General features: G+C 66.7%; 17 protein-coding genes. 12 read left to right on the top strand and 5 right to left on the bottom strand.

Going from position 1 to position 15,016, the window contains the following annotated elements:
• Positions 1-5 precede the first annotated feature (5 nt).
• Together ACLQ3I_RS03515 and ACLQ3I_RS03510 are read left to right on the top strand one after the other, a co-directional pair.
• Positions 6-416 (top strand): ArsR/SmtB family transcription factor, encoded by a 411-nt coding sequence (locus ACLQ3I_RS03515; protein WP_425790999.1) that lies wholly within the window; start codon positions 6-8, stop codon positions 414-416.
• Positions 413-940: an SRPBCC family protein gene (locus tag ACLQ3I_RS03510; RefSeq protein ID WP_425791001.1), complete on the top strand. Its 528-nt coding sequence runs from the start codon at positions 413-415 to the stop codon at positions 938-940. Before ACLQ3I_RS03515 ends, ACLQ3I_RS03510 begins: the two co-directional genes overlap by 4 nt.
• Positions 941-997: 57 nt before the next feature.
• On the opposite strand, the gene ACLQ3I_RS03505 is transcribed toward ACLQ3I_RS03510, so the two are convergent.
• Positions 998-1,471, bottom strand: a complete 474-nt coding sequence (locus tag ACLQ3I_RS03505; protein WP_425791003.1) for an NUDIX hydrolase — start codon at positions 1,469-1,471, stop codon at positions 998-1,000.
• 90 nt (positions 1,472-1,561) lie between these two features.
• Here ACLQ3I_RS03505 and ACLQ3I_RS03500 point away from each other — a divergent pair, with 90 nt between their 5' ends.
• From ACLQ3I_RS03500 to ACLQ3I_RS03480, 5 genes are all read left to right on the top strand, one after another.
• The gene (locus tag ACLQ3I_RS03500; RefSeq protein ID WP_425791005.1) at positions 1,562-2,047 is read left to right on the top strand and encodes a hypothetical protein; all 486 of its coding nucleotides are present in this window, start codon (positions 1,562-1,564) and stop codon (positions 2,045-2,047) included.
• A 93-nt stretch (positions 2,048-2,140) separates the two neighbouring features.
• Positions 2,141-2,359 (top strand): hypothetical protein, encoded by a 219-nt coding sequence (locus ACLQ3I_RS03495; protein WP_425791007.1) that lies wholly within the window; start codon positions 2,141-2,143, stop codon positions 2,357-2,359.
• Between the two features lie 22 nt (positions 2,360-2,381).
• Positions 2,382-2,891, top strand: a complete 510-nt coding sequence (locus ACLQ3I_RS03490; protein WP_425791009.1) for an O-acetyl-ADP-ribose deacetylase — start codon at positions 2,382-2,384, stop codon at positions 2,889-2,891.
• Between the two features lie 114 nt (positions 2,892-3,005).
• Positions 3,006-3,656 (top strand): hypothetical protein, encoded by a 651-nt coding sequence (locus tag ACLQ3I_RS03485; protein ID WP_425791011.1) that lies wholly within the window; start codon positions 3,006-3,008, stop codon positions 3,654-3,656.
• 15 nt (positions 3,657-3,671) lie between these two features.
• Complete coding sequence (locus tag ACLQ3I_RS03480; protein ID WP_425791013.1) at positions 3,672-3,962, top strand: hypothetical protein; 291 nt, start codon at positions 3,672-3,674, stop codon at positions 3,960-3,962.
• A gap of 14 nt (positions 3,963-3,976) precedes the next feature.
• Here the strand turns inward: ACLQ3I_RS03480 and ACLQ3I_RS03475 are convergent, their stop codons facing one another.
• The 3 genes from ACLQ3I_RS03475 to ACLQ3I_RS03465 form a co-directional block, all read right to left on the bottom strand.
• Positions 3,977-5,488, bottom strand: a complete 1,512-nt coding sequence (locus tag ACLQ3I_RS03475) for an MFS transporter (RefSeq protein WP_425800114.1) — start codon at positions 5,486-5,488, stop codon at positions 3,977-3,979.
• Between the two features lie 202 nt (positions 5,489-5,690).
• Positions 5,691-7,481 (bottom strand): MFS transporter, encoded by a 1,791-nt coding sequence (locus ACLQ3I_RS03470; protein ID WP_425800113.1) that lies wholly within the window; start codon positions 7,479-7,481, stop codon positions 5,691-5,693.
• Positions 7,482-7,538: 57 nt separating this feature from the next.
• Positions 7,539-7,988, bottom strand: coding sequence for a MarR family transcriptional regulator (locus tag ACLQ3I_RS03465; protein ID WP_425791018.1), 450 nt, complete (start codon positions 7,986-7,988; stop codon positions 7,539-7,541).
• Positions 7,989-8,246: 258 nt separating this feature from the next.
• On the opposite strand from ACLQ3I_RS03465, the gene ACLQ3I_RS03460 reads away from it, so the two are divergent.
• From ACLQ3I_RS03460 to ACLQ3I_RS03445, 4 genes are all read left to right on the top strand, one after another.
• Positions 8,247-8,516, top strand: coding sequence for a GlsB/YeaQ/YmgE family stress response membrane protein (locus ACLQ3I_RS03460; RefSeq protein WP_425791020.1), 270 nt, complete (start codon positions 8,247-8,249; stop codon positions 8,514-8,516).
• A gap of 60 nt (positions 8,517-8,576) precedes the next feature.
• Positions 8,577-9,224: an SDR family oxidoreductase gene (locus tag ACLQ3I_RS03455; protein WP_425791022.1), complete on the top strand. Its 648-nt coding sequence runs from the start codon at positions 8,577-8,579 to the stop codon at positions 9,222-9,224.
• Positions 9,225-9,261: 37 nt separating this feature from the next.
• Complete coding sequence (locus ACLQ3I_RS03450) at positions 9,262-10,638, top strand: FAD-binding oxidoreductase (RefSeq protein WP_425800112.1); 1,377 nt, start codon at positions 9,262-9,264, stop codon at positions 10,636-10,638.
• Positions 10,639-10,739: 101 nt separating this feature from the next.
• Positions 10,740-12,095 carry an MFS transporter gene (locus ACLQ3I_RS03445; RefSeq protein WP_425791026.1) on the top strand — a complete coding sequence of 452 codons (1,356 nt, stop codon included), beginning with the start codon at positions 10,740-10,742 and terminating at the stop codon, positions 12,093-12,095.
• A gap of 12 nt (positions 12,096-12,107) precedes the next feature.
• On the opposite strand, the gene ACLQ3I_RS03440 is transcribed toward ACLQ3I_RS03445, so the two are convergent.
• Complete coding sequence (locus ACLQ3I_RS03440; RefSeq protein WP_425791028.1) at positions 12,108-12,722, bottom strand: cysteine hydrolase; 615 nt, start codon at positions 12,720-12,722, stop codon at positions 12,108-12,110.
• Between the two features lie 138 nt (positions 12,723-12,860).
• Here ACLQ3I_RS03440 and malQ point away from each other — a divergent pair, with 138 nt between their 5' ends.
• On the top strand, positions 12,861-15,014 hold the full coding sequence (gene malQ / locus ACLQ3I_RS03435; RefSeq protein ID WP_425800111.1) for a 4-alpha-glucanotransferase: 2,154 nt from the start codon (positions 12,861-12,863) through the stop codon (positions 15,012-15,014).
• The last annotated feature ends 2 nt before the right edge of the window (positions 15,015-15,016 follow it).

Below are 15,016 nucleotides of genomic sequence, written 5' to 3'. Positions count from 1 at the left end.
CTGTGATGGGTGTCTTCGACGCGATCGCCGATCCGGTACGTCGCCGAATCCTGCGGATATTGGTCGACGGTCCCTGTCGGGTCGTCGACATCACCGATGTGCTCGCCGGCGACCGCCCGATCTCCCGGCCCGCCATCAGCCGTCACCTGCGGGTACTCGCCGCCGCGGGGCTGGTCGACGTCACCGACCGGGGCCGGGAAAGGCACTACCGCCTCGACCCGAAACCGCTGGAGGATGTCCGGACATTCCTGGCAGACCTGGGTCCGCGACCCGACGAATTGCCCGGCGCCGGGCGGGCGGGCACGCACCGATCGAGGATCGACGAGGGGATGCTCGATGCCCTCGACACCGAGGTGTATCGCACCAGACGCGACGGCCGCAGGGTGGCCGTCGACCCACAGGAGGACTCCGCATGACCACAGATCCGTCCGGCCGCCACCTCGTCCGCGCCGAAGGCGACGCCATGGAGTTCACCCGCACGTTTCGCGCCGGCATCGATGACGTGTGGGCGGCGGTCACCGAGTCCGATCGACTGGCCCGGTGGATCGGCTTCTACAGCGGCGACCCCGCCGGCGGCCACGTCGACTTCACGATGAACGCCGAGGGCGAGGAGAACATGTCGCCGACCCGGTACGACATCCGTCGCTGTGAGCCGCCCCGGCTGCTGCGGGTGCACACCACCGACGACTTCGGCACCTGGGATCTGATCGTCGAGTTGTCCGAGTCCGACGGGATCACGACGCTGGTGCTCAGCCAGATCATCGACGATCCCTCGATGATCGAGAACACCGGCCCGGGCTGGGAGTACTACCTGGACCGACTGTCGGCGGTGATCGGCGGGTGCGATCCGGACGTCATCGATTTCGACGACTACTACCCGGCGCAGCGTGATTACTACCTGGCGATTCAGCAGTCGGTGATCGGTGACAGCAGTCAGTGACCGGTGACGCCGGATCACGGCAATCCTGACGCGCACGGGGCGACGAACCCGCCCGGCCTACGGGCGGAACCACGCCGCCGGATCGTCGCGGAGAGCGTTCTGGATGCGGAGCCGGGAGGTCTCGGCGAGGTCCTCGGGTAGGTCGTCAGCGGGAAACCAGGTGACGTCGGTGTTCTCGTCGTCGGCCGCGTGCGGTTCGCCGTCGATATGGCGGGCCAGGAAGCAGACGTCGAGGTACTGCGAGTGGTCGCCATTGGGATAGACGATCATGGGCGTCACGTCAACGCTGGTCAGGCGTACCAGTTCGGCTCGGACGCCGGTCTCCTCGGCGATCTCGCGCAGCACCGCTCGAGCAGGTTCCTCGCCGGGTTCGAGGACGCCGGACACCACCGCCCATTCGCGGGTGTCCGCACGATGGGTGAGCAGGATGCGTCCGGTGGCGTCGAGCACCACCGCACTCACCCCGGACAGCCAGAGAGGCTCATGTCCGACGTGGCGGCGTAGGTCACGGATGAAATCTGGGATGGGCACGGAATCCATCCTGCCAAGACGGCCGGCGGGCCACGGGGTCTGTCGGTGGCCGGTGATTCACTGACGCCATCCCGACCACAGGAGGTGCCCGTGAACCCGCAGCAACCAGATCCCCATCCGAACATGCACGGCATGGAGTCGGACGGGACCGGTGCGTCGCCGACGATGAGCTGGGGCGCGATGGAACGGTGGCTCGTGGAATCGATGGGGGAGATGCCCCGGGCCGCCATCCTGGACATCGGTCCGGCCGGAGTCCGCGTCGACGACACCGACGACGTCGAATGCGCACAGATCCAGTCGCTGAGCTCGGAGACGTTCCTGCTCCGGCTCTCCACCGTCGTCATGTCGGTGCCGCTGCTCGCGTCGTTCAGCGTGCCGCGCACCGCGCTCGACACCTGGTTCTACGACGACGTCTTCGACGAGTGCACCCACGGATACCTGATGAGTCGCTCCCGGCGCCGCGTCGCCGAGATCGGCGTCGCGTGGTTCCGGGACCGATGCGGCTTCGCGTCTCCGGGCGATCTCGGCTGCTCGTACACCGAGCCGGTGCGGCTCCCGCGGTCGGCGCCGCGGTGACGGGGAAGACGGGGGTCAGGGATGCCCCTGATCTTTCCCCGAATTCGACCGGGACCTGATGATTTCCGGCCGCGGGAAGTCCACAGTGGAGTCATGACCACACCAACAACCCCCACAAACACGACGGGCAACGGCCTCGGCTTCTGGAAAGTGCTCGGCATCATTGCAGTGGTGCTCCTCGCCCTCGCGATCGTCGGCCCACTTCTGAAGGGACTCTTCTGGATTGCGCTGTTCGGCCTCGCGATCTACGGCGGCTTCATGCTCTACCGGTCCAAGTCGGGTAAACGTCAGAACGGTTCCTCTTCGCTGTAGGGCGCGCCTACAATCGGGGAACATGAGCGGTATCGACGTCGTCACCGGTGACATCACATCGGTGCGTACCGACGTCATCGTCAATGCCGCGAACTCCTCGTTGCTCGGCGGCGGTGGAGTCGACGGTGCGATCCATCGCGCCGGCGGCCCCGCCATCCTTCGGGAATGCCGTCTGCTCCGCGAGACCACGCTGCCGTCCGGTCTCGAGACCGGTGCCGCCGTCGCCACCACGGCCGGTGACCTGCCGGCGCGCTGGGTGATCCACACGGTCGGTCCGGTGTACTCCGACCGTGAGGACCAGTCGCAGGTGTTGCGGTCGTGCTACACCCGCAGCCTGCGTCTGGCGGACTCGCTCGGCGCGCAATCCCTGGCGTTCCCGCTGATCTCCGGTGGCGCCTACGGGTGGCCCCTCCACGACGCCGTCGACCAGCAGGTTCGGGCTGTCAAAGAAGCAAATTCGACTGTCGAATCCATTATGTTCGTTGCCTTTTCGGACGAGATCGCGAATCTCACACGCCGTGCGCTGAGTTGATCACCCATTGGTCGGTCCGCCTGACTATTCTCGGCTGGTGGCCGAATACTGGGTGGACGCGACGGGTGCGGATTCGCGCGCCGAAGCAGCAGGTGGCAGGGTGCGTGACCCGCGGTGACCGCCGAGACCGATCAACTCGACCGCCCATCCCGGGACGAGACCCGGTTGGTGGAGCCAACGATGCTGCGACCGTATTCAGTCGCCTATGACGTTGCGGCGCGTGCTCGTCGCATCGACCGTTCCCAGGACGGCGACGAGACGCCGATTCTCGAACGCCTCGAGCGGATGGCGGTCACCGCCAGTCGCGTGTCCGATGAGCGATCCATCCCGGGTGAGGTGCTGATCGACATCGACCGCGACGTCTGGCGGCCTGCCACTGTGCCGGGATACCTTCAGCTGTTCATCGCCGACCATGGCAACGACGGGACCGTGGCGATCGTGGTGACCCGTTTCGTCATCGACCACGCCGCCGATGTCTCCCGTCTGATCGATCACGCCTTCGTCGAGCCGCGTGCGCTGCCCGAGTGGACCGAGAACGAGGCCACCCGAACACAACCGGGCTTCCGGACCGAGGGCTCCTCGCTGCAGACGGGTACCTACGTCGGTGACGATCAGACCTGGTATTGCGCGATCCGGTACGCCGCCTACCGCCGCGGCAACGTCGCGTATCTCCTGCACGCGACCGGGACCGCGCCGGCTCGCGAGGGCGACACGTTCCGGCGGTCGATCGCATCTGCGGTCAGCTCGGTCCGCTTCGAGGACTGAGGGGGAGACGATCAGATGGTCAAACGTTCCGACCGCGTGGACGACCTGGAGGCCGCGCTGGCCGCGACGGCGGTCTTCGTCGATGATCCGGACGACCAGGGCTGGATGACTGCACACGTCGGCCGGCAGGACCTGTTCGTGCGGATCGGCGATTTTCCCGATGAGGACCTGTGGTCGCTCTGGCTCGGCGACGGTCGGTGGATGGACTTCACCGTGGTACCGGCCGGATGGACGCTGCGTGTGCCGGGTCGGCGTTGGCCTGCCGGAGCGCGACCTCGGTTGCCGAAGAACGAGTTCCACGCCTGACGGCGTGAGTCCTGCTAGGCGCTGGTGCTCGATGACATGGCGGACGCGCGAGGGTCGGGTGCTCCCAGACCCGGGGCGTCGATGCTCATGCCGCTGGTCTCGAACCCGAAACGTATGGTCACGATGACTCCGAGGATCGTCGTGCCGACGAGCAGGAAGAGCAGCGCGCTGGTCCCGATCGCATCCGCGAGCATGGGGAAGAAGAACGCCGCGCCAACCGCGCCCACCTTGGCGAACGATGCCGCGAATCCTGCTCCCTTGCCTCGGATCTCGGTGGGAAAGACCTCGCCGGAGATGAGATAGGTCATCGAGTTCGGCCCGAGGTTGTTCATGAAGTAGAAGAGCACGAAGCCGCCGAACAGCAATGGGATGTTGTAGTCGTCTGGATCCAGGGTGGCCATCGCGACCAGGAACAGACCGAGTCCGCAACCCACGAAGCCGGTGATCTGCAGACGCAGGCGTCCTACACGCTCGACGAGGAAGATCGCCACGACGATCCCGATGATGAACACGATGTCCATCAGGGCGGATCCCTTGGCGCCCAGCATGTCGTTGTGGATGACATCCTGTAGCGAGTCGAGGTCGGATTGGCGGCCGACCACCGCGGCGAGGAGGACCGGGGTGAAGATGCCTACCCCGTAGGTGCACAGGTCCTGGAGAACCCAGGGCACCGACGCAAAGATCGTCACCCTGCGGTATTTCGCGCCGAAGAGGTCGCGATATCGGCCAGACCGTGCCGAATGTGCCGGATTCTCCCCATCGGGCCGCAAAATCACCTGGCTGGGGTAGGCGGGCTTCCGGGCGAGCAGTCGTTGCGTCTCGACCTCGGCATCATGCAGCCGGCCGCGGGACAGCAGCCAATGCGCGCTGTCGGGAAGGTAGAAACGGCCGATCAGGACCAGGATGGCCGGGATGATCACCGCCCCGTACATCCAGCGCCAGGCCTCGACGTCCGGGTTGTGGTACAGGATGAAGAAGCCCAGGAATGTGCCCGCGAACGCGCCGACGGACTGGAACCCGAACGCGGACAGCACGAGCCGGCCCCGTCGGGGCGTGGGCGTGCTCTCGGAGATGACCATGTGGGCCGTGGGGTAGTCGCACCCCAGGGCGATCCCCGCGCCGAAGAGGAAGACCACCAGCGCCATGAAGTTCGGCGCGAACGTGGTCGCCGTGACGAAGAGGGCGAAGATCGCCATCTCGGCGATGAACATCCTCTTCCGTCCGAATCGGTCGGCGAGGCTGCCGAGCGCGGTCGCGCCGACCAGGATGCCGGCCAACGACGCCGACGAGATGAAGCCCTGTTGGGTGGTGTTCAGGGAGAAGTCGATCGTGATCAGGGGCAGGGCGACCCCGGTCATGAAGATCATGATGCCCTCGAAGAACTTACCCGCGGCGGCGAGCCACCAGATCCGCCATTGCATCCCGGTCATCGGCGGAATCGCGGTGTCGGTACCGTCCCGCCAGAGGGGTTTGTCGTCGATGTACTCCTGGACCGTCCGTCCCGGTTGCTCGTGCCCAGACAACATGCACTCTCCTCACACGACCGGTAGCCCGTCGTCGACCGGGACTGCCCGAAATTCCGTCGACAGCACCGGCCGCCCTCATCCTCTCTCGCGTCGAAGGGCCCTGCGCGGGAAATCGTTCACCATTCACTTGTGGTTCATCGGATCGCGATGAAGCAAACATCTCGGGGCGGCCGCCTGACGGATGGCGGGCTCGCTCAGGAGGTCACGACCGAAGCGGCGGCGAGAGTTCGGACGTGACCGGCTCGACGACGTCTGCGCTCGCCCCGCCGGAGGTCTCCTCGTCGATCTCCTCGAGTTCGACGGCCTTCGGCCTGCGGCCGCCGGTGAACAGTGATGCGAGCGCACCGATCACACAACACACGATGGCGAAGGTGAACGCGGCGGTGAGGCCGTCGGCGAACGGATTGCTGATGAGGTGGGGGAAGAAGTCCAGTCCGGTCAGCGTGTCCTGATTGCCCTGCGGCAGGCTCGAAAGCTGTGGACCGAGTAGCTGCTCCACCGGGTTGTAGCCGAGGAAGGCGGCGAAGAGGACGGCGACCGCCGGCAGGTGCGCGATCTGATCGGCCTGCACCGCGGGTACCCCGTTCGCGGTGAGCCCGGCGCCCATCGTCGCCGGGAGATGAGCCGAGAGTCCACTGATCATCAGACTGAAGAACAGACCGATCGACAGCACCATGGCGGCGTTCTGGAAGGTCGTCATCATGCCCGACCCGGAGCCGCGGGCGTCCGCGGGCAGGCTGTTCATCACCTCGGCGCGGTTCGGCGACGAGAACATCCCCATGCCGACGCCGTTGAGGAACAGCACGATTGCGAACGTGGGGTAGGAGAAGTCGACCGGCATCGCGATGAGCGCGGCGAAGGTGCCGGCGGTGATGAGCATGCCGGTGGTGGTGAACCACTTGGTGCCCAACCGGTCCGACAAAGCGCCCGACAGCGGTGCGGTCAGCAGGAATCCGATGGTGATGGGGATCATGTAGATGGCCGACCAGAGCGGCGTCTGCTCGAAGTTGTACCCGTGCTGGGGGAGCCAGATCCCCTGGAGCCAGATGATCAGGATGAATTGCAGTCCACCGCGGCCGATCGACGACATGAGATTGGCGATGTTGCCGAAGGTGAACGAGCGGTTGGCGAACAGGTGCAGGTTGAACAGCGGGCTCGGCACCCATGTCTCGATGAAGACGAAGGCGACCAGCATGAGGGTGCCGCCGATGAGGCAGGACAGCACCATCGGACTGGACCAGCCCATGCTGTGTCCGCCGTACGGCTGGATGCCGTAGGTGATGCCGACGAGGACGGCCACGAGCCCGACCGCAAAGGTGATGTTGCCCCACCAGTCCATCTGTGCGCGGCGGCGCACACCGGTGTCTCGGAGTTTGAGGTATGCCCAGATGGTCCCGATGACACCGAACGGCACCGACACGAGGAAGATGAGGTTCCAGTGGATGGGTGCGAGGATGCCGCCCACCAACAGGCCGAGGAACGAGCCGGCGATCGCTGCGACGCCGTTGATGCCGAGCGCGAGTCCACGCTGGTCGGCGGGGAAGGCGTCGGTGAGGATCGCCGACGAGTTCGCCATCAGAAATGCACCGCCGACGCCCTGGACGATGCGCCACGCGATGAGCCAGATGGCGGCTGCGCTGCCGTCGAACCAGGTGATGGCGAGAAAGATCGACGAGACGGTGAAGATCGCGAAACCGAGGTTGTACATGCGGGCGCGACCGAACATGTCGCCGAGGCGTCCGAAGCTCACCACCAGCACGGCGGTGACCACGAGGAAGCCCATCATCATCCACAGCAGGTAGCTGGTGTTCTCGGGGAGCAACGGATTGACGTGAATCCCACGGAAGATGTCGGGCAGCGCGATCAGGACGATTGAGCTGTTGATGGTCGCGATCAACATGCCCAGGGTGGTGTTGGAGAGCGCGATCCATTTGTATCCGGGACCGGGACCCGGGTCGGCCGCGGCGGGTGCGGCGAGTGCGGCGGAGGTCATGGAAGTCCTTGGGGGAGGCAGGGAGCCGACGGGTCGGGTTCGCGAGGGTGGACGGGGTCAGGTCGTACCGAGCGCCGCGGCGAGGATCATCAGCCCGCGGCCGACGGTCGATCGGTCGTCGTCGTCGAGGGCGTCGAGGGCCTCCGCGAGCACCCGGGCCCGCTCGGTCCTGGCGTTCGCGATGAGTTCCACCCCGGCCGGCGTCGGATTCAGCAACCGTGCCCGGCCGTCGTCGGGGTCCGGGGTCCGTTCCACGAAGCCCTGTTCCTCGAGTGCCGCGACGATCCGGGACATGGTCGGCGCGGTCACGGACTCGCGCTCGGCGAGTTCCGACAGGCGGATGGGGGCGTGATTGATGACCGTCCACAGTGCTGCGGCGACCCCGGCACTGAGGTTCCGGTTCCCGCCACGGGTGCGCAGCGTCCGGTTGATGCGTGTGAGCTGGTGATAGAGCGTTGCGACATCGGTGGTGCCGACGATGTCCGCGCCGGGGACGGCTCGTGTCATGGCCTGTTCCTTCGCCAGAGAGGTCGCGTGAGACGCCGCGGCCATGTGGTTGTCGCTTTTCCAGCACATTAGTTGCTTAGTGCTAAGTAAGCGAATGGTAAAGGTCTCAGAGGGACGAAGGCTGTGTCCGTGGTCTCGTCTTCGCGACGAATCCGGCGTCGTGGGTCCGCCCTGAGTGGTGCGGGCGTAGCGTCCGCACCACTCAGGGCACCAATCGCAGCGGCGAAGGTGTGCCGACGCCGAAGATCTGGAGGAGCCATGCTCGGACTGGGAATCATCGGATGGATCATCATCGGCGGACTGGCGGGTTGGGTGGCCAGCATGATCATGAAGACCAACGCCCAGCAGGGCATTCTGCTGAACGTCGTGGTCGGCATCGTCGGCGGACTGATCGGCGGGTTCATCCTCAGACTGTTCGGCGTCGACGTCGAGGGCGGTGGCCTCATCTTCAGCTTCGTGACGTGCTTGGCCGGGGCGTGTCTGCTGATCTGGCTGGTCGGCCTCGTGCGGGGGCGCACCAAGGTCTGACGCCGGTGGTCTGACGTCGGTAGCGTGGACCGAGACGATCCCGATCGAGAGGAGTCCAGAATGGCCCGCGTGGCAATCATCGGAGGACACGGCAAGATCGCGTTGCGCTTGGCGAAGACGTTGTCCGAACGCGGTGACGACGTGACGTCGATCATCCGCAACGAGGCGCACGTCGACGACGTGGCCGCCACCGGCGCCGCACCCGTCGTCGCCGACGTCGAGGACCTGGACGCGGCCGGGCTCGCATCCGTGCTGGCGGGTCACGACGCGGTGGTGTGGTCAGCGGGGGCCGGGGGCGGCAGCCCGGACCGGACCTACGCCGTGGATCGCGACGCGGCGATCCGTTCGATGGATGCCGCCGCGTCGGCCGGGGCGAAGCGCTACGTCATGGTGTCCTATTTCGGTGCCGGACCCGACCACGGTGTCCCCGAGGACAATTCGTTCTATCCCTACGCCGAGGCGAAAGCGGCGGCCGACACGCACCTGAAGGGCACAGGGTTGGACTGGACCATTCTCGGACCTAGCCGGCTCACCGATGAGCCTGGCAGCGGTCGGATCACCACGGGCGAGGACCGTTCGGCGAGCAGCGAGGTCAGCCGCGACAACGTCGCGCTGGTGGCCGCCGCGGTGCTCGCCGACCCGGCGACGATCCATCGCACCATCGAGTTCGACGACGGAGACACCCCGATCGCCGACGCGCTCGCCTGAAAAGCCCGCGTTTCTGGTCGATGACCGGGATCGACGGATGAACCCGATACCGCTGGCCGACCTACGCGCCGTCGTCGGTGAAGCGCACGTGCTGGACGACGCGGATGCGGCTGCCGGCTACCTGACCGATTGGACCGGCCGGTGGACCGGCCGCGCCGATGCGGTGATCCGGCCACGTACCACCGAGGAGGTGGCCGCCGTCGTCGCCCGGTGCGCCGACGCCGGGATCGCGATCTGCGTGCAGGGCGGTAACACCGGATTGGTCGGTGGGTCGGTACCGCCTGTCGGTGGCGACCCCGCGGACCGTCCACTGGTCCTGGTGACGACCACGCGGATGACCGACATCGACGGCGTCGACACCATCGGCCGGTGCGTCGGGGCGCAGGCCGGTGCGACGATCGACGCGATCGATCGCCAGGCCACCGAGTCGGGGCTGAGGTTTCCCGTCGACCTCGCATCCCGGGAATCGGCCACCGCCGGAGGTCTGGTCGCCACCAACGCGGGCGGAATCCGGATGATCCGGCACGGCAACACCCGCAGCCAGGTTCTCGGCGTCGAGGCCGTCCTGGCAGACGGCCGAATCCTGCGCCGGTGGACATCTCTCGTGAAAGACAATGTGGGATACGACCTCCCGGGACTGCTCGCCGGCAGCGAGGGCACCCTCGCGGTCATCACGCGTGTGCTGTTCCGTCTCGTCGCACCACCGCGCGACACGATCGTCAGTGTGGCGGCCGTACACCACGTCGCCGACGCGATCGATCTTCTCGGCTCCCTGGCCGGTCGGGGGCTGACCATCGAGGCCGCCGAGGTCATGACCGAGGCGGGTATCACGCTCGTCGAGGATTTCGGACCACGACGTCCCGTTGCGGCGCGGGCACCCTTCTACGTACTGGTCGAGACGTCCGGTACCGGCGACGTCGAGGCCGCGGTCCTCGAGGCCCTGAAGAATGCACCAGTCGCCGACGCCGTGCTCGAACCGGGTCCGGCGCGAGCTCTGTGGGCAGCACGGGAACAGCACACCGAGTCCATCGCGCGGTCGAGCACGACGGCAGTCGTCAAACTCGATGTGTCGGTGCCGATCCGAGCGCTACCCGAGGCGCTGGCCGAACTCCAGGCGGTGGCCGGGGTGGTCGACCATCCGTGCCGTCCGATCCTCTTCGGCCACATCGGTGACGGCAACATCCACGTCAATCTGCTCGACGTTCCCGAGAATCGCGTCGAGGAGCTGACCTCACATGTGTTCGGCATCGTCGCGGCCAACGGCGGCAGCATCAGTGCCGAGCACGGGATCGGACGTGCGAAGACCGCGTGGACCCATCTCGGTCGGGGAGAGGTCGACCTTGCGGCGATGCGTGCCGTCAAGGACGCATTCGACCCGGCCGGCCTGTTGAATCCGGGAGTCCTCTTCGGCTGAGTGTGCCGTCTGTCCACGCGGCCGTTCACGGTCGGAGAGTTCTGATCACCGTGATTCGGACCCTGGGGTGCGCGCCGCGGTGTCGCTACCGTACTGCGGTCATGGCCACCACCACCCTCACCGCTCCGGACCTGCCGAACCTGTCCGACGAGACCGACGACGAGCGCCGCAAGCGGCTCCGTACCGTCGTCGCCGCGAGTCTGCTCGGCACCACCATCGAGTGGTACGACTTCTTCCTGTACGCCACCGCGGCGAGTCTCGTCTTCAACACGGTGTTCTTCCCGGATCAGAGCTCATTCGTCGGAACCCTGCTCTCGTTCGCCACCTTCGCAGTCGGCTTCGTCGTCCGTCCGATCGGCGGGATCGTCTTCGGCCACATCGGAGATCGCATCGGGCGCAAGCGAACCTTGGCGCTGACCATGGTTCTGATGGGTGCCGCGACCGCTCTGATGGGCGTGTTGCCCACCGCCGCGTCGATCGGCGTCCTCGCGCCCGTCCTGCTGCTCGCGCTCCGTGTGCTGCAGGGCTTTGCGCTCGGCGGAGAGTGGGCGGGCGCAGTCCTGCTCGCCGTCGAGCACAGCCCGCGCCGTCGTCGTGGATTGTTCGGCAGCATCCCGCAGATCGGTCTGGCCCTCGGCCTCGCGCTCGGAACAGCGGTTTTCGCGATCCTGCAGGTGACCCTCGACGACGACGCGTTCCTCACTTACGGATGGCGGATCGCCTTCCTCGTGAGCGTCGTGCTGGTGGTGGTCGGATTCGTCGTTCGACTCAAGGTCGACGAGACTCCCGCATTCGCGGAGGTGGCGGCGCTCTCGAAGAGGTCGTCGGCGCCCCTGCGCGACGTCGTGCTGCCGCCCAACACGCGCAACACAGTCCTCGGCATGCTGGCGCGCTGGGGTGAGGGTTCGGCGTTCAACACCTGGGGTGTCTTCGCGATCGCCTATGCGACCAAGGAACTCGATCTCGCCGAGGTGCCGGTGCTGATCTCCGTCACGATCGCATCGGTGGTGATGGCACTGCTCCTGCCGGTGTCGGGGCTGCTCACCGACCGATACGGACCCAAACGCATCTATCTGATCGGTATCACTGCGTACGGAGTCGTGGTGTTCCCGGTGTTCGCGCTGTTCGGCACCGAGGACCTGGTGTGGTTCACGGTCGCCCTCGTCGTGGTCTTCGGGGTGGTGCACGCACTCTTCTACGGCGCGCAGGGCACGCTCTTCGCCAGTCTGTACCCCACCGAGGTCCGCTACACCGGCCTGTCGGTGGTCTATCAGTTCTCCGGCATCTATGCGTCCGGCCTGACGCCGCTGATCCTGACCGCCCTGATCGGCGCGGCGGGTGGATCGCCGTGGCTCGCTGCGGCGTACCTCGCGCTCACGGCGGTCATCAGCGTGATCGCCACGTCGTTGATCCGGCAGCGCGACCTGCAGCTGGCGACCGGAACCCGGTCATTGTGATCGGGTGCCGGATCAGAGGGCGGACAGGACCGCCGTCGACTCCACCGGTTCGGAGAACATCGGGTAGTCGAAGCTGATCGCGTTGTCGTGTTCGGCGACCGACGTCGCCGCCGTGCAGTCGGTCAGCGTGATGACCCGATACCCATTCTCGTACCCCGACCGCATGGTGGACTCCACGCAGCAGTTGGTGAGGAATCCTCCGAGGATGATCGTGGTGATGCCCTTGCTGCGCAGGATGAAATCGAGGTTGGTGCTCGCGAAGGTGTCCAGTCCGCGCTTGCCCTCGATGACGATGTCGCCGCCGGCCGGGGTGAGGTCGTCGACGATCGTCGCGCCCCAGGAGTCCTTGACGAACGCATTGCCGTCGACGACACCTTTGAGGATCCCGTACGGATGTCGCGTGAGTTCGCCATAGCCCGGTGCGAAGGTGATCGGGGCGTGCATGATCGTCACACCCGCGTCGCGGGCCTTCTCGACCAGCGCGACGGTGTTGGCGAGCATGCCGGTCTTGTCCATCACCTCGGAGACGGCATCGTGCAGCACCCCGCCGTCGCTGGTGAACTCGTTCTGGAATTCGATCAGAACGAGGGCGGTGGTGGCGGGGTCGAGCGTCAGGGTGTCGGCCATGGTGTCCCTTTCGGTGCGGTGGGGCTCGCCGGCGCCACCGATTGTGGTGATGGCGATCACATTAGCCGAGCGATTCGGCGGGCGCCCGCAGAGTGACGATGACGCGCGCGCCTGCCCGAATCCTGAGACGATGCAGACGTGACGACCGACGATGTGGCCCGCGGGGAGCTGGCCGGACTCGCCCGGCGGTGTGGTGTGGCAACGAGCTACGTGGGCTGGGATGAGCTCGATCACGAGGTGAGCTCGACGACGATCGTCTCGGTGCTCGGTTCGCTGGGCATCGCGGCGGGTTCGGCCGTCGAGATCGCCGCGGCGCACGCCGCTCTCGACGACGAACCGTGGCGCACGATGCTCCCGCCGGTGACGGTGTCCACCGAGGGGTCCGGATCGACGTTCGTCGTCCATGTTCCGCACTGGAATCCCGTGCACGTATGGATCACCACGGAAGACGGAGGTGCCGCGCACCCGTTGCAGGTCGATGTCTGGGTGGAGCCTCGCGAGGTGGACGAGACCCTGGTCGGCCGTGCGACATTCGAGGTCCCACGTGAACTGGCACCCGGCTACCACGTGCTGCACGCGCTCGATCCCGTCGCCGAGACGACGGCCGAGCGGCCGCTGATCGTCACGCCCCGACGGCTGTCCACCGCGCAGCGGCTGACCGGTCGAAAGCGGTGGGGTCTGGCGGTACAGCTCTACTCGACGAGGTCGGCCGGATCGTGGGGAGTCGGCGACTTCGCCGACCTCGCCGAGATCTGCGAGGTGGCGGCGAGCAGTTACGGCGCGGACTTTGTGCAGGTCAATCCGCTGCACGCCGCACAGCCGCACGCGCCCATCGAGGCGTCGCCCTACCTGCCGGTGACCCGTCGGTTCGTCAACCCGCTCTATATCCGCGTCACCGACATCCCTGAGCTGTCGGGGCTGGACAAGAGCGCGCGCAAAGCGCTTCGCTCGCTCCAGCAGAAATTCTTCGACGACAATCTGAACCCGCGGAAGATTAAGCGCAACAAGTCCTTCCGCGCCAAGATGGCGATCCTCGAGTTGATCCATCGACAACCACTCGATGCGGTCCGGGCGGCGGAGTATCGCGCCTTCCGCAAACGCGAGGGCAAGGGGCTGCGCCGGTTCGCGACCTGGTGCGCATTGGCCGAGCGATACGCACCGGACGATCCGAAGTGGTCCGATCGGCTGCAGGACAAGGCCTTTGTCAAACGACAGCGTCGTCGTCTTGCGGACCGGGTGGAGTTCCACACCTGGCTCCAGTGGATCTGCGACCAGCAGTTGGCCACCGCGCAGCACGCGGCACGCTCGGCAGGGATGGACATCGGGATCATCGCCGATCTCGCGGTCGGGGTGGCCCGGCATGGTGCCGACGTCTGGATGCTCGGCGACGTCCTGGCGCGCGGGGCAACGGTCGGTGCGCCTCCGGACGGCTTCAATCAGCAGGGTCAGGGCTGGGATCAGCCGCCATGGCATCCCCGGCGGCTGGCGGAGGCAGGGTACGGGCCCTACCGGGACATGCTCCGGACCGTGCTGCGGCATGCCGGAGGGTTGCGCGTCGACCACATCCTCGGGCTGTTCCGGCTGTGGTGGATTCCGGATGGCATGGGGCCTGCCGACGGCACCTATGTCCACTACGACCACGACGCTCTCATCGGCATTCTGGCACTGGAGGCCGAGCGGGCCGACGCTGTGGTGATCGGCGAGGATCTCGGGGTCTTCGAGCGTCATGTCCAGGATGCGTTGGCGGAGAGGGGGATTCTCGGGACATCGATCCTCTGGTTCGAACACGGTCCCGACGGTGCCATCCCGCCGGAAGAATATCGACAGCTCTGCCTGACGTCCGTGACGACGCACGACCTACCGCCGACCGTCGGCTACCTCGCCGGGGATCACATCGAACTGCGTTCCCGGCTCGGTTTGCTGGAGACCGGCGAAGAGGCCGAACGGGCGCGCGACGCGCGTGAGCGTGACGCCGTGCTGGCGATGGCGCGCGATCGTGGGCTGCTGCAGGAGGGGACTCCGCGGACGGACCAGCGAACGGTCGAGGCGCTCTACCGCCTCATCGCGGCCACTCCGTCGGCGCTCCTGGGTGTCGCACTCGTCGACGCGGTCGGGGAGCGGCGCATCCAGAACCAGCCGGGCACCGGGTCGGCGCAGTACCCGAACTGGTGTATTCCGCTCGCCGACGACCGCGGAAATCCGGTCCTGGTGGAGGATCTCGCCGGCAATGCCCGCTTCGCGAGTCTCGTCGCGGCGCTGAACGACGCCGGAGTCGGCTCCGGCTGGGCGTGATG

It is taken from the genome of Gordonia sp. DT101 (assembly GCF_049844895.1).
Taxonomy (GTDB): Bacteria; Actinomycetota; Actinomycetes; order Mycobacteriales; family Mycobacteriaceae; genus Gordonia.
This window is presented reverse-complemented; position numbering and strand designations above follow the sequence as displayed.